The sequence below is a fragment of the Psychrobacter sp. ANT_H59 genome (assembly GCF_008369225.1).
Taxonomy (GTDB): domain Bacteria; phylum Pseudomonadota; class Gammaproteobacteria; order Pseudomonadales; family Moraxellaceae; genus Psychrobacter; species Psychrobacter cryohalolentis.
Genome location: NZ_VOBE01000002.1, coordinates 109,232 through 129,025, shown reverse-complemented (window position 1 = coordinate 129,025; position 19,794 = coordinate 109,232). Strand labels below are relative to the sequence as shown.

The following is a 19,794-nucleotide window of genomic DNA, read 5'->3' as shown; positions in this document are numbered from 1 at the left end:
ACGACATTATAGATTGTAGTGAAGACGTAATAAATTAGGCACGTGTTTCGCCATGACCATAAACGATCCACTTTTGTGAAGTTAAGCCTTCAAGTCCGACAGGTCCACGCGCATGAATCTTGTCAGTTGAGATACCAATTTCGGCACCAAGACCATATTCAAAGCCATCGGCAAAACGGCTAGAGGCGTTAATCATCACGCTTGCCGAGTCGACTTCGCGGATAAATCGCTGTGACTTGGTATAGTTATCTGTAATGATAACATCGGTATGATGACTGCCATGGGTGTTGATATGCTCAATCGCCTCATCAATGCCGGATAATATTTTAATCGCGAGGATAGGGGCGAGATATTCGGTATCCCAATCTTCAGCGGTGGCGGCTGATAAATGGCCTTTAAGGATAGTGTTATCGTTCAGAATAGCCTGCGCTTTATCATCAAGGCGTAGTTGCATCGCATTATCGGCTTCGACGATGGCTTCGGCAATTTTTGGTAACAGCTCATCAGCGATGGCTTCATCGACCAACAAGGTTTCCATGGTATTACAAGTACCATAGCGATGGGTTTTGGCATTGACACTCACGTTAATGGCAATCTTGGGATCAGCATCACTGTCGATAAAGGTATGACAGTTGCCATCTAAGTGCTTAATGACAGGCACACGTGCATCGCGGCTGATACGCTCAATCAGCCCTTTACCGCCGCGTGGTACGATAACATCAACATATTCTGTCATAGTGATAAGCTCACCAACGGCAGCACGGTCAGTGGTCTCTAGTACTTGGACACTATACTCAGACATACCAACGTTTTTTAGTCCTTCTAAAATACATTTGGCAATCGCTTGATTGGACTCAAATGCTTCCGAGCCGCCACGTAAAATGATGGCGTTACCTGACTTTAGTGCCAGTGAGGCTGCTTCCAAAGTGACATTGGGACGCGACTCATAAATCATACCCACTACACCAAGTGGCACGCGCATTTTGCCCAGATGAATACCTGACGGACGATACGTCATGTCTGTAACCTCACCAATAGGGTCAGGCAATGCCGCAACGTCTTTTAGACCTTGTAGCATGCCATCAAAGCGGGCGTCATTTAACTCCAAGCGATCAAGCAGCGCAGCATCTAGGTCGTTCTTTTGTCCATTGTCCATATCAACTGTATTGGCGGCTAAAATATCTTGCTTAGCGTTCTTTAATACATCGTGAATAGCCATCAGTGCAGCATTTTTGTCACCCGTATTGGCAGCAGCCAGTGCTCTGGATGCAGCGCGCGCTTCTTTACCAACATTTTGCATATAAGCGGTTACGTCTGTGGTATTGGTTTGACTCATAAATATTCTTCCTTATAGTTATAAATAGAAAACAATCAGTGTTCTTTAGCGCTCTAATGGCACTCTGCTATTTAACATAGAGGAGATTAGGTCGATAGTAAAGCCGATTTTGTGAATAGAAGTCACTTGTCTTTATATGATATTCATGATTGGGCATTGGATTGATGGTTACGTATTTTTAACAGAAATAGACTGCAATTACTAAGGTAGTCGCTATGAATCGTCCGTATAGTGAGCGCTAAGCAACAAGAGATTCATTTTAGCTTTAACACATTATTTTTAAACTCGCTCGGCTACATAATAGCTATTCATAGTAAAATTAATGATAGTAAATAAAAATATTGGAGAATAAATATGACCATTGACCAACAACAAATTCAAAAATCTGGTGCTTACAAAAACTGGTTGGGCGTTGGATTGGTTGCAGCGGCATTGACGCTAAGTGCCTGTGGTAAAAAAGACGAGCCACCGGTAGAGACGGCGTCAGCAGTCGATGCGCAGACTTCGGTAGAAGATGAAGCAACGGGTGTGGCTACTGCCGGCAGTGCTGACGATGTTGCGGTAGCAACTGCTGACAATGATATGGCAGTAAGTAGCACGGATGATGTGGCCGTAGCAACTGCGGATGATGCAGAGATGATGGACGGTACTGAAAGCGAAGAGCACGTCTCAAGCTACTAATGTGGCAGATAAAACAGCGCTCACGCTATTAAGATGATAAAATAAGGCCCATAATTGACTGTATATTATGGGCCTTATTTTATAAAGGTAATTTATTGCCAAACGCCTTTTTAATGCTAAGTACCTTTTTACGTCATGTTTTCATTCATATTTATTGGAAGTCTGCTAAACCATGCTTGATACTGCAAATAATCCGACTCGACCTATCGCTTTAGATTTACAAGATATTCATAAAAGTTTCGGCTCATTGGCCGTACTGAAAGGCGTATCTCTAACTGCCTATGACGGCGATGTTATCTCTATTTTAGGCTCGTCTGGCTCAGGTAAGTCGACCTTGCTGCGCTGTATCAATCTGCTCGAAAAGCCCAATCAAGGTCGCATTATTATCGGTAAAGATGAGCTGATGCTAAAGCCAGCTAAGTCAGGCGAATTGCAAGCGGCTGATATCAAACAGCTAGAACACTTGCGCGCACGCGTGGGTTTTGTCTTTCAGAATTTCAACCTATGGCCACATAAAACGATTATTGACAATATCATTGAAGGGCCAATACAAGTCTTAAAAATAAAAAAAGACCAAGCTATTAGCGATGCTGAGAAGCTGCTCGATAAAGTCGGTTTGCTCGATAAAAAAGACGCTTATCCTGCTAATCTGTCTGGTGGTCAGCGTCAGCGTGTTGCTATTGCACGCGCTCTTGCTATGCAGCCACAGGTATTATTATTTGATGAGCCGACTTCTGCTTTAGACCCTGAGCTGGTCAATGAAGTGCTTGCTGTTATGCGAGAGCTAGCAGCAGAGGGACGCACGATGTTGATTGTGACCCATGAGATGCGTTTTGCTCGTGACGTTTCTAGTAAAGTGGTGTTTTTACATCAAGGCGTTATTGAAGAGATTGGTACACCTGAGCAAGTCTTTGATAACCCTAAGTCTGAGCGCGTTAGAGACTTTATGGCTTCACATCGTCAAAATTAATCCATTGCTTAAATCTAGTAAAATCGCAATCTTAGCAATAATTGTTTAAAACGCTAAGATTGCACATCAGTAAGTCTATTCGTGCCTTTATTACTCAATAATCACAGTCGGTATGCAAAACGTTTGTTTTTGATATTCCACTCAGGTATTATCAAAAGACTTGTGAGCAGGTATGTATAGAACTTATCCATATACCTAAACATCTCACAGCCTGAATATCCAGTTGCCTGACTCTGAGTAACTTATCTGGCAGGGACGTCAGAGAAAATATACCAGAACACTGTATTAAAAATTAGAGATTAAAAATCATCTTAAAAATCCATCAGAATTTAAGGAACGTATGATGTCGAATTCTCGCCTATTGTGGTCATCGATGACCGTTACTGCCGCGCTCATGTTAGGGGCTTGTAGCCAACCTGCCAATGACGCTGCTGATACCAATGCAGATGCACCGGCAGCAGGAACCGCTGGCAAGACCATTCGTATTGCAACTGAAGGCGCATACCCTCCTTTTAACTATACCAATGCCGATGGCAGTTTGGCGGGTTTCGATATCGACGTTGCCAATGCTCTATGTAAGCAGATGCAAGCCAAATGTGAAATTGTCGCTCAAGATTGGGACGGTATTATTCCAGGTTTATTGGCGCAAAAATACGATGCCGTTATCGCTGGTATGTCTATTACCGCTGAACGTCAAGAAAAAGTCGATTTCAGCGAGCCTTACTTTGCTAATACGATGGTTTGGCTGACCGATACCAAAGGCAGCTTTGATCCTAAAGTCATCAAAAATCTGACGCTTGGTGGTCAACGTTCAACGACGCCGGGTGCTTATTTACAAGACAATTATGAAGGCAAAGACGGCAATACCGTTAAGCTTTATGACAATTATGACAATGCTTATTTGGACCTAAAGTCTGGTCGTAGTGATGTTGTATTGGCTGAAAAAGTATCAGCAAAATCATGGTTAGCAGACAACCCTGAAGGCTTCGGTATCGTGGGTGATGAGATTGACAATGATGACAATATTGCGATTGCTGTCCGTAAAGGCGATGCCATTAAAGAAGACTTTAATAAAGCGCTGAGTGAAATTCGCAGTAACGGTGAGCTTGCCCGTCTTGAGCAGCAAAACTTTGGTCAATAATCTGTAATCATTAGCGTCGATTGTTTATATCCTTCTTAAGTGGCGGATATATATACGGCTGGTAAATATATTAAGGAATAACCACTATGATCATTTCAATGACCTCGTCAATGACCTCGTCAATGACCAAAAAAGCCTTGTGGTTAGCGCCACTAAGCGCTGCCATGCTGATGCTAGCTGGCTGTAACAACAGCTCTACACCGACAGAAAGCACTGAAACAGCTGCTGCAACTGATACGCCTTTAAATATCAAAATCGCGACAGAATCAAGCTATAAACCTTTTAGTTATACCGATGCTGATGGCAAATTAATCGGCTATGAGATTGAATTGGTTGACGCACTATGTGCGCAAATGAAAGCCAAATGCGAAGTGATCTCACAGGATTGGGATGGCTTGATTCCAGGCTTAAATGCGCAGAAGTTTGACGCTGCCATCGCTGGTATGTCAATCACCCCTGAGCGCAAAGAAGTGGTCGAATTTAGCGAACCTTACTTTCATAGCGGCATTATCTTAATCGGTAAAAAAGGCGACGATGTTAGTGTTGACGCTCTAAAAGGTCAGCCAATTGCCTCACAGCGTTCAACTGTTGCCTCGCAATATCTACAAGATAAACATGCTGATGCTGATATCAAACTTTATGATACCCAAGACAATGCGTATCTGGATCTAACGTCAGGTCGTGTGCGGGCGATGATGTCTGATAAAGTGACTGGTATTGACTGGCTAAAAACAGAAGCTGGTAAAGACTATGAGGTCAAAGGTCAAGAAATCAGCACCAATGATGATGCGATGGGTATCGCTTTCCGTAAAGGCGATCCATTGGTTGCCAAATTTAATAAAGCCTTGGCTGAGCTAAAAGACAATGGCACTTATGATCAAATCACGGGTAGCTATTTTGGTACCAGCTCAACCACTGCTGCTCAAAAAGCAGTCGCTACTAGTGATATCAAAGAAGTAGTAGTCATGGATAAAGCTAGTGTCGATGCTGATACGGCGATTGCTAAAGAAGAGCAAGCGACAGCAAACTAATACCTGTGATGACAAATATGTATTGATCCTAAGTTTTGAGGAATGCATATTTGCCAGCACTTATCAAAATTTCACGACGTAATAAACTCAAGGATGATTATGAGCAACCATCTTGTCATAGGCTCAAATTCAGTGACCAGTCAGCGGTTTTCAAAACCTATGCTAGCAGTGGCAGCATTTTTAGCTTTAGTCGGTTGTAGTAACGGTCAAGATAAAGGGGCTGAAAGTACTAACTCAGACGCTAATAATACTGCGGAGACAGCTGAGAAAAAAGCAGATGCGACAGAGGGTAATGTGCTGCGTATCGGTACTGAGGGTGCTTATGCGCCCTTTAACTATACCAATGCAGATGGCACGCTCGGCGGTTTTGATATCGAAATTGCCAATGCTATCTGTGCTGATATGCAAGTAACTTGTGAGATTGTGGCGCAAGATTGGGACGGTATCATCCCCGGTCTCAAGGCTGGTAAATATGACGCTATCGTCGCTGCGATGTCAGTCACCCCTGAGCGCGCTCAACAAGTCGCTTTTACGGATCCGTATTTTAGCAATGCGCTAGTGTTTTTAGCCAAAAAAGACAGCACCTTTGACCCTGCTAAGGTGACTGATATTAATGCCCATTCTATCGCCGCTCAGCGCTCCACCATCTCATCACAGTGGCTAGAAAACACTTATCCAAAAGCGGATATGAAGCTATATGATACATTAAGTAATGCGTTTTTAGACTTGGGTGCCGGTCGCGTCGATGCCATGATATCGGATAAACTGCCAGCGATTGAATGGCTCAGCTCGACGTCCGGTAATAATTATGTGTTAAAGGGCGCGGAGATTGATATCAATGATAACTTTGCGATTGCCGTCCGTCCGAATGATGAAGCTCTACAAGCAAAAATTAATACCTCATTGAGCAATATTAAAGCCAACGGCACTTATGATAAGATCAATCAAAAATACTTTGCTGTGCCAGCAAGTGCGACACTAACAGAAGCACCAGCTATAGATAGTGCTACACAGTAAAGGCTCAGTAGTATTACTGTTTCCACGACTGCATTCATATTGTGTTAATAAGCATGAGGACATCGCCATTATGGTGATGTCCTTTTTCTTGTGTCCTTATTTACAGTCACGCTATTATTGTAGGCATTATTAACCCACAGATTTGCTGTTATTTAACCAAATTATCGGCCTTTTAAAGAGAGAGATATCTATTTAGGCGATGCTTTTACACGTCAGTATTAACATAGCGGCGAATGAATATGATAAAATCAGCGCTCATTTCTACTGTGTCAATTATCGCGGCAATAACCGTATTAATCTAGCGTCAGTCTATGACGCAAATGACTCATATTTATTGGGTCTAAAGTACGTTTATTAACTGTATTCAGCTATTGATGCTGATTTTTTTAACTCATATTTTGCAATTTGCTAATATAAAGAGACTGAGTGGATAATCGTGTTTGACTTACAAGGATTTGGCGCGCTTTTATTGAGCGGCGCTACCGTCACCATACAGCTTGCCATGACCAGTCTGATCATCGGCATGTTCTTAGGTTTGCTCGGTGCCACAGCAAAGCTATCTAATATCTGGCTGCTGCGCAAAATTGCGACTGTCTATACCGCCACGATGCGCGGTATTCCTGAGCTGCTATTGGTACTGTTTATCTACTATGGCGGCTCTATACTGCTAATGAGCATCCTCAAAAAGTTCGGCTATAACGACTATGTCGAGATTAGCGCTTTTTGGGGCGGCGTGATGGCACTTTCTATTGCTTTTGGTGCTTATGCGACTGAAATCTTCCGTATGTCGATTCAAGAGATTCCTATAGGACAGCGAGAAGCGGCGCAAGCGATTGGTATGCGTCCTTTTCAGACTTTTTATCGCATAACCTTACCGCAAGTATGGCAGATTGCATTGCCAGGTTTGGGTAATCTATTTTTGGTTTTACTTAAAGATACGGCACTGGTGTCGGTCGTAGGTCTCAAAGATATCATGTATCAGTCCTCGCGCGCCGCGCAATCAACACAGCAGCCATTTACCTTTTATATGGCAGCGGCAATAATTTATTTAGGTTTGACCATGCTGATTACTGGCTTTATGATGTGGCTTGAATGGCGTGCCAATCCGGCGGCGCGTTATGCTAAAAAGCTCAGCCGTCAAACCACTCACCGTCAACCGACCATAGGATAAAGGGGAAGACACTATGGATTGGAATTGGCAGGTTATTTTTGATCATATCCCAGACTTACTCAGTGGCGCGGTATTGACCGTACAGTTGGTTTTGTTCTCGGGTATTATTGGCTTATTTTTTGGTTTGGTTTTGGCGCTGTTACGTCTGTCCAAAAATTGGGTGGTACAGATACTCCCTTTTCTGTATATCTTCTTTTTCCGTGGCACACCGCTACTGGTACAGATATTTTTGATTTACTATGGTCTTGGGCAGTTCGAAGCGGTACGTAATTCGTTCTTGTGGGAGCCAGTTCTTAGCCAAGCTTACTGGTGTGCTATCATTGCCTTTACCCTAAATACCAGTGCGTATTTAGCCGAGATTATCCGCGGTGCTATTCAAAATATTCCGGTCGGTGAGCTTGAAGCTGCCGATGCAATCGGGATGTCAAAATGGCAGAAACTGACCCGTATTACGTTACCGCGTGCCTTTGGTATTGTGATTCCGGCATACAGCAACGAAGTAATCTTTATGCTAAAGGGCAGTGCATTGGCGTCAACGATTGCTTTGATGGATATCACAGGCGTTGCCCGTACTATTAGTGCGCGGACCTATACCTTGATGGAATTGTTCTTTGCCGCCGGTATCGTTTATCTGTTGTTATCGTGGGTGATTCTGTTTAGCTTTAGAATGTTTGAAAAGCGCATGAATCGTCACGCAAGTTATGTACCACCAGATGTGACTACTCATACCGTCGGCTAATGATTTGTCATGAATAAAACTTATCATTAACGTTGTGATAAATAGTGCAGTATGTTTCGCTTTTTAAAATATCAATCATTTGTTGTGAGCGCCTAGTATGAGCCAATCACCATCTATATCCTTAGTCGATACAATTGCTGCCAGCGTCAAGGATGACGAGAGCATTGCCACCATTAATGATAGCGTACGAGCGTCCATCGGCAAGGTCATTTGCGTTGGCCGTAACTATGCAGAACACGCGCGTGAGCTTGGCAATGAGATACCAAAATCGCCTATCTTATTCATGAAGCCAGCATCATCAGTGGTCAGCGTGCATAATAATATTGTCCGTCCAAATCCAGCGCTATATGGCGACACTCATTACGAAGCAGAGCTATGCATTCAGCTGGCAGCCGACTTATCGGCAGCAACGGTTGAACAAGCAAAGCAAGCGATAGGTGGCGTGACTTTGGGGCTTGATTTGACCCTACGTGACTTGCAAAGCAAGCTCAAAGAAAAAGGTCATCCATGGGAGCGTGCTAAATGTTTCGATGGTGCTTGTGTGCTTGCCGATTGGATTGATCCGCAAGTATTTGGTGATTTTAGTCATGTTGAATATCAGCTTTATATTAATGACGAGCTGAAGCAAGATGGTGATAGTGCCTTAATGCTATTTCCAGTGTATGAGCTACTAGCAGAGATTAGCCATGCCTTTAGCTTACAAGCAGGCGATGTGATTATGACTGGTACGCCGAGCGGCGTTGGTATATTGCAAGCAGATGATACGCTAACATTCAAGCTTGGCACTCATGAATGGCAGGTGCAAGTTCGATAATTTCTTATCGCAGTAGTATCATATAAGTTTTTAAATGCATTGGCGCTATCAAAAAATCCCAAGCTCACATTTGGGATTTTTTTGGTTTATCAGGGGTAATAGCTATTTGTCATGAAGTTATCGTCACATTACTATCAAATTGGCATTTGGTTTTCAACGTACTGTCATAAACACTCAGTAGACTTAGGCATAATTCGTATTTTGGTGATTGCAATTACAAGACTGCAATCAACTCTCTCATGCCAATCAAGCCTAACAGCAAGGTGACTGATAATGACATTATTGAATAACAAACAACCACTTGCCCATGAAGTTGTTGAAGATTCTAATCCGACCAACAATATCGATTTTCAAACCATTATTAGCCGTCGTTTAAATCGGCGTAGTATCCTAAAAGGTGGCACAGGATTAACAGCGGCGGCGTTTTTTGGCGCGCTACCTTTAGTCGGCTGTAGCGATGACGATGATAGTATTCCTGCCAAAAATAATGGCAATGATGCTGCTGTCCCTGCACAAGGTGATCTCAAACGTCCCGAAACTTTGAAGTTTACCGCAGTGGCGCATTCGACTGCCGAAACGATGAGCGTGGCAGCAGGCTATAAAGCCGAGATGATATTACCACTTGGTACGCCGCTAATATCTGGTATTGATGACTGGAAAGACAATCGAGAGCAGTCGGCTGAGTCATTCGAGTGGCGCATGGGTGATAATCATGATGGCATGTGGTTTTTTGGCAAAAAGGGCAGTACCTATGACCCCAAAGCGTCAGAGAATGGGCTGCTGGTAATGAATCATGAATACGTAAACAGTAGTGAGCTTAGTCCGTTTGGCTATCATGTTATCCAAGATAACAACGCCGCGCCCATCTTTCAAAATCGTCGACTTGCTAGCGACGTGCGCCGTGAGGTTAATTGTCATGGGGTGGCGGTGGTCGAGATGAAACGCCGCGCTGATGGTATGGGCTATGAGATGGTGGCTGATTCGAAATATAATCGCCGTCTCACGAGTAGTAGTACGGCGCAGTTGACAGGACCCGTTGCTGGCTCTGATTTGGTCAAAACTAAGTTTGATCCGACAGGCTTTCAGACTCGCGGTATCAATAATAACTGCGGTGCAGGTTTATCACCTTGGGGCACTTATCTGACCACCGAAGAGAACTTTTTAGGGGTATTTGCCCGTGGGCAAGATGCTAGCCAATTAAGCGCTGGGCATAACTATGGTCGCGAACGCTACGGGGCAACGGAAAACTTCCCTGGTTGGGAATATTTATGGCATACCCCTGATGCTAAAGATGCCAAGATAAGCGATGAGTTTTCACGCTGGGATATGACCGCCGCTAGTGCTAGCGCTGCTGACGATTATAGAAATGGCTTTAATACCTTTGGCTATATCACCGAAATTGATCCTTTTGATCAGAATTCCATACCGCAAAAGCGCACGGCACTAGGGCGTTTTGCTCATGAAAATTGTGCCTATGCCCCTGTTGAACAAGGCAAACCGGTGGTCTTTTATATGGGTGACGATGCTCGGGGCGAATATATCTATAAGTTCGTCTCCAAAGCCACATGGTCAAATGCTGATATCGGCGGTGGATTAAAAGCAGGTGATAAGTATTTGAATGAGGGTACGCTCTATGTTGCCCTCTTTAATGAAAATGGCCGGGGTGAATGGAAAGCGTTGATTCACGGTCAAAATGGACTGGATGTCTCTAATACGGTCTTGCCTTTTTATGGACAAGATGAGGTGTTGGTCTTTGCTCGTGCAGCAGCAGATGTGGTCGGTGCCACCAAAATGGATCGACCAGAGTGGGTGTCGGTCAGTCCCATAACGGGCGATGTATATGTGACATTGACCAATAATAAATATCGCGGCGTACGTGATGATCAGCCACTTTCAGCGCCCAATCCGCGCAGCTATAATACTGGCGGCAAAGCGCGTGGTAATGACAATGGTCATATTATTCGCTGGGCAGAAGAAGGGGGCGATCATGCGGCAACCAGTTTTGAATGGGATATTTATTTATTTGCTGCGCCGAGTGATTTATCAGCAGAAAACTTATCACAATTAAATGACAATAATGACTTTTCTTCCCCCGACGGCTTATACTTTGATCCACGTGGCGTCCTATGGATTCAAACAGATGACGGTGCTTATACCGATACCAGCAGCTGTATGTTGCTAGCTGCGCTACCGGGCAATGTCAGTGATGGAACCCTCACTACTACGTCAGCGGGGCAACAAACCCGAGTCGGCATGCCTGCCAATAATGACAATATCAAACGTTTCTTCGTCGGTCCGGAGGGCTGTGAAGTCACAGGTATTACGATGGCCCCAGACTTTAAAACCTTATTTATTAATATTCAGCATCCGGGTAATACGTGGGGCGCTATTGCTGGAGGTAGTACGCCACGCTCAGCCACCGTCATGATTACTCGCGAAGATGGTGATGTCATACTGGCAGAGTCGTTTGTCTAGTTAGACATTTGCATTAGTAATGATACGTCTTAACAAACATAAAAATCCCTAAGCATGGCTTTGGGATTTTTATGTTTTAGGCGTTAGTTACTAGTGTGCAATTTTTGATATTGAATAATTACATGGCTTTTTGACAATAAAGATACTTGATAGTTAAATCATTCTCTTCTGTTTATGACCATTACAGGATAGTATGGAAAATTCCTTTAACTGTTTGATATGTCAACATTATGCTCAGTCCAAAACCTTTAGAAACTATCCATGATTTATTTGCAACGACTCGGCGTCCTTCTGATGAGCAATCTGCTATCGATATGGGATTTCAAGGCGATGTCTATGAGGAACTTGATAAGCTTGACTATATCTATGTGGATGAGCTGACTGAAAAAAGCGTGAATCATAGTGATGTTCAACCGTATCAACCGCTCTCATTGGTTGGTTTTTTTGAAGGATTGGCACAGCTTGCGACTATGGGTGTGGTCGAGGTGACTGACATTGTAGAAGCCATCCACCGTGAGATATTACTGCGTCCTTTAGGGCGGTTTAATAAAGGAAATGTCGAGCGCTGGCAACAGGGTATCACGGGACGCATTTATGGTACGGTACGTCAGGCGATGCAGCTGATTGGTAATAATTTAGCCTCAGGTCTGCACCTTTATAATACTGTTTTAAAACCTAAAAAGGTCAGACTATTACCAAAGAACTTGCGGCGCATGGTCAATATCCTAAACGGAGTGATGGGCGATCATCTGATTACGCATCAAAATCCATTAGCAGTATCGATGGTGCTGTATGATACTAATAATCGGGTGCAAAGCGCTGTATTGTCAGGGCGCGTTATTATTCTATGCCATGGACTTTGTTTAAGCCACTTAAGCTGGAAAGTATCTGGTGAGAATAATCTGGCAAAAGCGCTCATGTATAGCTTGCCATCAGCGACTGTCTTGTACTTAAATTATAATACAGGTCGACGTATCTCAAGTAATGGACGTAGCTTTGCTCAAGTGTTGCAAGATTTGGTTGAGAATAACCCAGACATCACCCAGATTGATTTGGTCGGTCATAGTATGGGCGGTTTGGTAAGCCGTAGCGCGCTGTTTTATGGCAAAGAGCAAGGTTTTAGCTGGGTCAAAAGGGTGAGCAATCTGGTGACTTTAGGGTCGCCGCATCATGGCGCAAGTTTGGAGCAGATTGGGCATTTTGTCCAAGATAAAATCGCTAAATTGCCCTTTGCTGGGTCATTGGCAAAGCTTGGTGATATGCGCAGTGCGGGTATCATTGATCTGCGTTACGGCAGTATTCGAGATGCCGACTGGCAAGCGTTAGAGGGGCGTAGTGTGCTACCAGCAGATTTTCGTCATCCTACTCACTTGCCATTGCATGTGAATACCTATCTGGTAGCAGCAGTGATGGTCGAGACTCATTTTGAATTTAAGACCACAAGTTTATTGGGCGATGGGCTGGTTTCGGTAGAGTCAGCACTGGGTGAGCATACCGAAGAGCATACGCTGGCAGTACCAGAGGGACACAAAGCTATTTTTTATGGGATAAACCATATGAACTTAATCTACAGCGATAGAGTACATCAGCAAATCATTGCTTGGCTCTTGGATAATAGATTAGGCGATGCACATGAAGCAAAGTATGCGCTGAACCCGCGTATTTATTCTTATCCAGAAACCTATGAAGTTTAGAATAAGAGATACAAAATAAAAGGCTAATACTAAAAACCCTCAAGCATCATACTTGAGGGTTTTTTTATGACTGACTATAGTGAATCCAGTATTAAAACGAGACAGTAGGACTGAGATGAATTGTACGTAGCCTCTGTCGGCGTAGGCACAGCACGCCAGAAAAATTTATACCAGTACTGCGTTGGAATATAACGTATCTGTTTTATTTGGAATTGACTATACTTAAATCAATGAGATAAAAGACTACTCAGCAAAAATCGCTGCCACATCGTCTTTATTAAATTTATAAATCTCACCGCAGAATCCGCAATCCATCTCAAAGGTACCGTTTTGCTCTGCAACGATATCCAATGCTTCTGTTTCGCCGATTTGCTCGATTGCCATTTCACACTTTTCACGTGAACACGTACAACCAAACGATAACGAGATAGGATCAGGAGCAACGACTTTTTCTTCATGATATAAGCGATACAAAATCTCATTGGTATCAAGCGTGGTCAATTCTTCTGCTTTCAGTGTACGCGTCAATACAGACAATCGTGTCCACAAGTCATCATCAATACCAGCATCTTCATTTTGCTCAACTTCGTAGGTTTCTTGAGCGGTACGCGGCAGCATTTGCACCAAGATGCCACCCGCTTGTAAACCGTTAGATGCCAAATTAATCAGCGTTGGAATCTGTGCCGATTGCTTTTGATAATGCGCCAAGCAATCTGCCAAATTGTCATGGCTACGTTCAACAATACCTTGATATGGCTCGCCGCCATCCGGTTGGATATTAATAAATAATACGCCTTGACCAGTAGCGCCCAGTTCAGCAAACGCTTCTTTAGCATGCAGCATATTATTCCACGCTTGCACGTGCTCGTCAGTATCACCTTTCCAGCTGGCAAGGGCGCGGATAATACCGTTTTGATCACATTCAGCCATCGCCCAATTCAGCAAACTATCGCTATCTGATGATTGCAATTGAATCGACAAGCGACCATTGATTTTAACAGTACCAATCAACAAACTTGCAGCCGTCAACATCTCACCGAGTAAGCGTTTTAGTGCTTCAGGATAAGGCTTTTGCGCAATGGTCGTCGCATAGCTACGCGATAGGCGCACCACATCACCGCGCACCGGAGAGTCTTCAATAAAAAAGCGTTGGCGAATGTCGTTATCTTGCATCAGATCAGTATTTTGTTCAGGGGCATTCGGAGTTTGGGTATCTTGGGTCATAGGTCATTTATAAGATTAAGAAGTTGCTAGCTTTATGGGGATAGGTTCGGATTTATCAATCGTATCTATAGTAGATACACTTTTAAAAGAGTACAGGGCCACTGGGATTAATATTCGCAGCTTCTTTTTGCGTAGGCACAGTCAGCAAGCAAAATTGACACCAGTAGCACCTTATAATTTTTTATTTCTTTTATTTAGGACTGACTATAGTAGATTGTTGACGTAAGAAATGATGTTTATAAAAAATGAATTTCTCTATTAGCCTTATCAAATACGTACCTATATTAATGACGTTAGAGCTTGTTTTATTTAGGGATTATTATCTTAGATAAATTAAAAACCGAAAATAGTCAGCTGAGTAAAAAAAGTTTACCCTCGTCAGTCAATTTGTTGTACAGTAACATTAAGTTGCATAGTGATAAACAACAGCAACAGCACGGATGCATAGCAATAGGGCCCATAAACGCAAATTTATAGCGTTTTTCTACGGTTTCTATCGCACTTAAATGTCATTCCAATCTTGTGGCAATGTGATAAAAGGACATATCTCATGACTTACTTTCTTTCTACCTCTATATCCAAACCATTAACGTTAGTTGCCTTAATGGCACTAGCTCTAGCAGGCTGTAACAACAATAGCCAAACCAGCAATGAGGCGACGCCAGCAGATGGAGCAACCACCGAGGCGACGGCAAATACCAACGGCACCTTAGATAAAATCAAAGAATCAGGCACCATCGTCGTCGGTCACCGTGACTCTTCTATTCCGTTCTCATACATCGCTGATGATCCAAATCAGCCGATCGGCTATGCTCATGATTTAGAGATGAAAGTGGTAGAAGCTGTCAAACAAAAGCTGAATATGCCAGATCTAAAAATCCGCTATAACCTTATTACCTCACAAACACGCATCCCATTAGTACAAAATGGTACAGTGGATTTTGAGTGTGGTTCAACAACCAACAATGAAGAGCGTCAGAAACAAGTCGCTTTTTCTAACGGCTTCTTTGAAATCGGTACGCGTTTATTGACCAAAAAAGATTCAGGTATCCAAGGTTTCGATGATTTAAAGGGTAAAACCTTAGTCACGACTGCAGGTACAACTTCAGAGCGTTATATTCGTGAATACAACGATGATAAAAAGATGGATATCAATGTCATCTCAGCAAAAGACCATGGCGAAGGTTTCTTGATGCTAGAGAACGGTCGTGCCGATGCCTTTATGATGGATGATGTATTGCTAGCAGGCGAAAAAGCCAAAGCAAAAAATCCAGATGAATGGGTCATTGTCGGTGAGCCACAATCGTTTGAGATCTATGGTTGTATGATGCGTAAAGACGATCCAGAGTTTAAAGCCGTGGTCGATGAAGCACTAGCCAATGTCTTTAAGTCAGGCGAGATCAATAGCATTTATGACAAATGGTTCTTAAATCCAATTCCACCAAAAAATGTCAATCTAAAGTTTGAGATGTCAGATAACTTAAAAGCATTGATTGCCAATCCCCATGATAGCGATCAGCCAAAAGTAGCGACTGCGCAATAACGCTTCTTGTCCCTCAACATAGCATGCTTACGCGTTCAGATTGTTTGTCAAATAGTTTGATAGCAGTCTGAAAGCGTGGGCTTTTTAACCGTTGCTCGGAGAGACAATTATGAATTATAGCTGGAACTGGGGTGTGCTGTTTGAGCAGACCGGTATCGGTAGCGAGCTGTATATCCATTGGATGATTACTGGTCTTGGCTGGTTGTTATTGATTGGCAGTATTGCATGGGCAATCGCCATGGTGGTTGGTACTATTTTTGGCATCATGCGTACCTTGCCGAATAAAGGCGCACGTGCTATCGGTACTGCTTATGTGACGTTTTTCCGCAATATCCCTTTATTGGTACAATTATTTTTCTGGTTTTATATAGCTCCAGGTTGGCTCACCCCATCCATACAAGAGTGGTGGTATAAAGACTTGTCTCCCAATACCTCAGCCATGCTGTCAGCCAGTATCGGTCTTGGTTTATTTACCGCAGCTCGTATTGTTGAACAAGTACGTACTGGTATCGAGTCACTACCTCAAGGGCAGATCAATGCTGCCTACGCGCTTGGCTTTAGTATCCCGCAAGCCTATAAAGAAGTACTGCTGCCACAAGCGTTTCGGATTATCTTACCGCCACTGAGCTCAGAGCTGACCAACTGCTTTAAAAACGCCTCAGTTGCGTCTTTGGTTGGGGTAATGGAGCTGATCAGTCAGACCAAAACCATCAGTGAATATACTCAAAACAGTCTTGAGATTTATACCTATGCGACCATTATTTATCTGGTGTTTAATCTGTCTTTAATTGCCATTATGGGGCTAATTGAACGTAAATTGCGTGTGCCTGGGCTAATTGCAGGGAGTCAAAAATGAATATGACCGAACTTGCAACTGCCTATCCCGGTTTGATGGGTGGCATGCTGACGACTTTAAAAGTATTATTTTTAGCAATCTTAGGCGGTCTCAGCTTAGGGACGGTATTGGCTTTGATGCGTTTGTCTGGTATCAAAGCACTTGAGATACCTGCAAAGCTATACGTCAATTATTTCCGTTCTGTGCCATTGCTGCTCGTACTTCTCTGGTTTTATTTTGCCGTACCGATGATTTATTTTTGGGTCGCTGGTAAATATCTGCAACTCGATACAGCTTTTACCTCGTGTGTAGTCGCCTTTATGATGTTTGAAGCGGCATATTTTTCAGAGGTGGTACGTGCGGGTATCCAATCTATCGGCAGTGGACAGGTTAACGCTGCCAAAGCGCTCGGTATGACCTATGGGCAAACGATGCGCTTGATTATTTTGCCGCAGGCGTTTCGCAAGATGCTACCGCTGATTTTGCAGCAATGTATTATTTTATTCCAAGATACGACATTGGTTTTTGCAATTGGCTTGACGGATTTTTTCCGCGCCGCTTATGTACGCGGTGAGCTGATGGGTTTATTAACGCCCTATATATTAGGAGCAGGCGCTGTTTATTTTATTATCAGTTTGAGTGCCTCTATTGGCGTACAACAAGTACAAAAGCGTTTAAGATTCTAATGATCTTTAATAAATTCATATCGGAAGCTGTACGTTAAGAGCTATATTTAATAATGATGAAAATAATGTGGTTAGGAGCCAGTGATGAATAAGCCAGTAATGAATAATACTGACACGTATATAAATGAATTTGGCGGACTGGTCACTAACACTGGTCATGCAAGCGATGAAATCGTCATCCAAATGAGTGATGTGAGCAAATGGTATGGTGACTTTCAAGTATTGTCTGGCTGTAGTGCCCATGTGCATAAAGGCGATGTCGTCGTCGTTTGTGGTCCATCGGGCAGCGGCAAGTCGACCTTAATAAAAACGGTTAATGGACTAGAGCCTTTTCAAAAAGGCGAGATTATGGTCAGCGGTATCTCCGTTGGCGCGCCAAAAACCAACTTGCCAAAATTACGTAGTAGTGTCGGTATGGTCTTTCAGCACTTTGAGCTGTTCCCGCATCTGACGATTGTTGATAATTTGACTGTCGCGCAAATCAAAGTATTGGGACGTAAAGAAGCGGAAGCCAAGCAAAAAGCCATGGCATATCTAGACCGCGTCGGACTAACGGCGCAAGCAGCAAAGTATCCAGCTGAGCTGTCCGGTGGGCAGCAGCAGCGTGTCGCGATTGCACGTGCGTTAGCAATGGATCCAGTGGCGATGCTCTTTGATGAGCCAACTTCAGCACTTGACCCTGAGATGATTCAAGAAGTGCTTGATGTCATGGTTGAGCTAACCCGTGAGGGCATGACGATGATGTGTGTTACCCATGAGATGGGCTTTGCCAGTCAAGTTGCCAATCGGATTATCTTTATGGATGAAGGTCATATCGTTGAAAACTGTAGCAAGGATGAGTTTTTTGAAAGCGCGAAAAGTGACCGCGCGCAAATGTTCTTATCAAAGATTCTCAATCATTAAGGCAGTCATTTAGAGTTGATTTATTTAGAGCGCCTATTAATAGGCGCTTTTTTTATTGTAAGCGACTTTATAAACGCCTACGTGAGTGAATACCTGTTTACTGATACAATGGCAGCCACTATCATAAACAGCCACTATCATAAAAACAATATAATCTCTCATCTATCATGGAGTCAATATGAGCACAGAAACTACATTTCCTATTACTACAGCAACAGACGCCAAAGGTATTGTCATCATTGGTGCAGGTTTGGCTGGCTGGCACGTGATTGATGCCATTCGTGCCAAAGACAAAGATGTGTCGATTACTCTAATCACCACAGACAATGGCGATCGTTATCATAAGCCGATGCTTACCATGGCAATCAGCCAAAACAAGCAGGCATCAGACTTGGTACGCGCGACTGGCGCTGATGCGGCAGAAGCGGCACAAGTGACCTTACTTGCCAATACACAAGTCACGGATATTGATGCTGCTGCGCAAACGGTACAGCTTATCTCAGCGCTGCGCTCAGATCCTGTTTATACCAATTATGCAACCATCAGCTATGACAAGCTGGTCTTAGCGATGGGTGCTCATCCTATTTTCCCTAAGAGTTTGCCGCAAGATTTGGTATGGCATGTCAATCATATTGAGCGTTTTGGGCAATTGCAAGAAAAGCTTGCTATTGGTAGTCAGCATGTGGCGATTGTCGGTGCGGGTATGGTAGGCACTGAGATTGCTGAGGACTTGCTCAAGGCAGGTCATGAGGTGACCTTAATTGATTTAAATGATGCGCCGCTATCGCAAATGCTACCGCCAAAAGCGACAGCTCGTATTGCCAAAGCAGTGCAATCGCAGGGTATTAATTTTTTAGGCGGTTATCAAGTATCCGATGTCATACGTAATGATGATGGCAAGCTGCAAGTTAGCTATGAGCCATTTGCTCCTAATGGAGAAGATACAGATGCTCAGTCATCTGAGATATTAATCGTCGACCATGTGATTGCCAGCACGGGTCTGACCGTTGATGGTAAATTACCAACTGCAGCTGGAGTTGAGTTCAACCATCGCACTGGTATCGTGGTAGATGCGCCAACACTACGAACCAATACCAATAATATTTATGCGATTGGTGATTGTATGTCTATCAATGGTGTTGCCTGCCGTTATGTAGCGCCACTACGTGCGCAAGCAGCAACGATTGCTGATGATATATTAGGTTTAGAGCATAGCGGTTATGAGCATAAGCCACCGATGATTCGTTTAAAGAATAAAGCCATCTCAGTGATGGCAACGGGCGTACCGCAAGCAAACGGCAACTGGCAAGTAACCACTGAAACTGAAGACGAGCTTATTATGAATTTACTCAATGATAATAATGAAGTCAGCGCAACTGTTACTATTAAGGCGCCGCCAATTGTATCAGTGTAGTAATTAGAAAATTGCCTGTAGTTTATGGTTTTAGTTTGTTAAACATGCATCATGTTTTTAAGTTGGGGATACTCTAAAATTTAGTGCTAAAAAAAAGCCAGCCACCTATACATAGCGTGA

General features: G+C 43.4%; 17 protein-coding genes. 15 read left to right on the top strand and 2 right to left on the bottom strand.

Annotated elements, in window-relative coordinates; genetic code table 11:
* Nucleotides 1–34: 34 nt before the first annotated feature.
* The gene (locus FQ083_RS03625) at nucleotides 35–1,336 is read right to left on the bottom strand and encodes a glutamate-5-semialdehyde dehydrogenase (protein WP_149408871.1); all 1,302 of its coding nucleotides are present in this window, start codon (nucleotides 1,334–1,336) and stop codon (nucleotides 35–37) included.
* 354 nt (nucleotides 1,337–1,690) lie between these two features.
* Here FQ083_RS03625 and FQ083_RS03620 point away from each other — a divergent pair, with 354 nt between their 5' ends.
* The 10 genes from FQ083_RS03620 (at nucleotide 1,691) to FQ083_RS03575 (ending at nucleotide 13,069) form a co-directional block, all read left to right on the top strand.
* Complete coding sequence (locus FQ083_RS03620) at nucleotides 1,691–2,017, top strand: hypothetical protein (RefSeq protein ID WP_149408870.1); 327 nt, start codon at nucleotides 1,691–1,693, stop codon at nucleotides 2,015–2,017.
* A 172-nt stretch (nucleotides 2,018–2,189) separates the two neighbouring features.
* Nucleotides 2,190–2,987 carry an ABC transporter ATP-binding protein gene (locus FQ083_RS03615; protein WP_011512694.1) on the top strand — a complete coding sequence of 266 codons (798 nt, stop codon included), beginning with the start codon at nucleotides 2,190–2,192 and terminating at the stop codon, nucleotides 2,985–2,987.
* 340 nt (nucleotides 2,988–3,327) lie between these two features.
* Nucleotides 3,328–4,128, top strand: a complete 801-nt coding sequence (locus tag FQ083_RS03610; RefSeq protein ID WP_188004062.1) for a transporter substrate-binding domain-containing protein — start codon at nucleotides 3,328–3,330, stop codon at nucleotides 4,126–4,128.
* Nucleotides 4,129–4,226: 98 nt separating this feature from the next.
* On the top strand, nucleotides 4,227–5,159 hold the full coding sequence (locus tag FQ083_RS03605; protein ID WP_149409152.1) for a transporter substrate-binding domain-containing protein: 933 nt from the start codon (nucleotides 4,227–4,229) through the stop codon (nucleotides 5,157–5,159).
* A gap of 99 nt (nucleotides 5,160–5,258) precedes the next feature.
* The gene (locus FQ083_RS03600) at nucleotides 5,259–6,176 is read left to right on the top strand and encodes an ABC transporter substrate-binding protein (protein WP_149408868.1); all 918 of its coding nucleotides are present in this window, start codon (nucleotides 5,259–5,261) and stop codon (nucleotides 6,174–6,176) included.
* 436 nt (nucleotides 6,177–6,612) lie between these two features.
* Nucleotides 6,613–7,347 carry an ABC transporter permease gene (locus FQ083_RS03595; protein ID WP_149408867.1) on the top strand — a complete coding sequence of 245 codons (735 nt, stop codon included), beginning with the start codon at nucleotides 6,613–6,615 and terminating at the stop codon, nucleotides 7,345–7,347.
* Nucleotides 7,348–7,360: 13 nt separating this feature from the next.
* Nucleotides 7,361–8,086, top strand: coding sequence for an ABC transporter permease (locus FQ083_RS03590; protein WP_149408866.1), 726 nt, complete (start codon nucleotides 7,361–7,363; stop codon nucleotides 8,084–8,086).
* A 97-nt stretch (nucleotides 8,087–8,183) separates the two neighbouring features.
* Complete coding sequence (locus tag FQ083_RS03585; protein ID WP_262880835.1) at nucleotides 8,184–8,900, top strand: fumarylacetoacetate hydrolase family protein; 717 nt, start codon at nucleotides 8,184–8,186, stop codon at nucleotides 8,898–8,900.
* Nucleotides 8,901–9,173: 273 nt separating this feature from the next.
* Nucleotides 9,174–11,375, top strand: coding sequence for a PhoX family protein (locus tag FQ083_RS03580; protein WP_149408865.1), 2,202 nt, complete (start codon nucleotides 9,174–9,176; stop codon nucleotides 11,373–11,375).
* A gap of 230 nt (nucleotides 11,376–11,605) precedes the next feature.
* On the top strand, nucleotides 11,606–13,069 hold the full coding sequence (locus FQ083_RS03575) for an esterase/lipase family protein (RefSeq protein ID WP_149408864.1): 1,464 nt from the start codon (nucleotides 11,606–11,608) through the stop codon (nucleotides 13,067–13,069).
* Between the two features lie 243 nt (nucleotides 13,070–13,312).
* Here FQ083_RS03575 and FQ083_RS03570 read toward each other — a convergent pair whose 3' ends face one another.
* Nucleotides 13,313–14,293: an Hsp33 family molecular chaperone HslO gene (locus FQ083_RS03570; protein WP_149408863.1), complete on the bottom strand. Its 981-nt coding sequence runs from the start codon at nucleotides 14,291–14,293 to the stop codon at nucleotides 13,313–13,315.
* 550 nt (nucleotides 14,294–14,843) lie between these two features.
* Between FQ083_RS03570 and FQ083_RS03565 the strand changes: the two genes are divergently transcribed.
* The 5 genes from FQ083_RS03565 (at nucleotide 14,844) to FQ083_RS03545 (ending at nucleotide 19,674) form a co-directional block, all read left to right on the top strand.
* The gene (locus FQ083_RS03565; protein WP_020442688.1) at nucleotides 14,844–15,836 is read left to right on the top strand and encodes a glutamate/aspartate ABC transporter substrate-binding protein; all 993 of its coding nucleotides are present in this window, start codon (nucleotides 14,844–14,846) and stop codon (nucleotides 15,834–15,836) included.
* A gap of 109 nt (nucleotides 15,837–15,945) precedes the next feature.
* A complete protein-coding gene (locus FQ083_RS03560) occupies nucleotides 15,946–16,692 on the top strand; it encodes an amino acid ABC transporter permease (RefSeq protein WP_011512705.1) in 747 nt (248 codons plus the stop codon).
* Nucleotides 16,689–17,357 carry an ABC transporter permease subunit gene (locus tag FQ083_RS03555; protein ID WP_011512706.1) on the top strand — a complete coding sequence of 223 codons (669 nt, stop codon included), beginning with the start codon at nucleotides 16,689–16,691 and terminating at the stop codon, nucleotides 17,355–17,357. Before FQ083_RS03560 ends, FQ083_RS03555 begins: the two co-directional genes overlap by 4 nt.
* 183 nt (nucleotides 17,358–17,540) lie before the next feature.
* Nucleotides 17,541–18,260, top strand: a complete 720-nt coding sequence (locus tag FQ083_RS03550) for an amino acid ABC transporter ATP-binding protein (RefSeq protein ID WP_041753349.1) — start codon at nucleotides 17,541–17,543, stop codon at nucleotides 18,258–18,260.
* Nucleotides 18,261–18,438: 178 nt separating this feature from the next.
* Nucleotides 18,439–19,674: an FAD-dependent oxidoreductase gene (locus FQ083_RS03545; RefSeq protein ID WP_149408861.1), complete on the top strand. Its 1,236-nt coding sequence runs from the start codon at nucleotides 18,439–18,441 to the stop codon at nucleotides 19,672–19,674.
* Nucleotides 19,675–19,794: the final 120 nt, after the last annotated feature.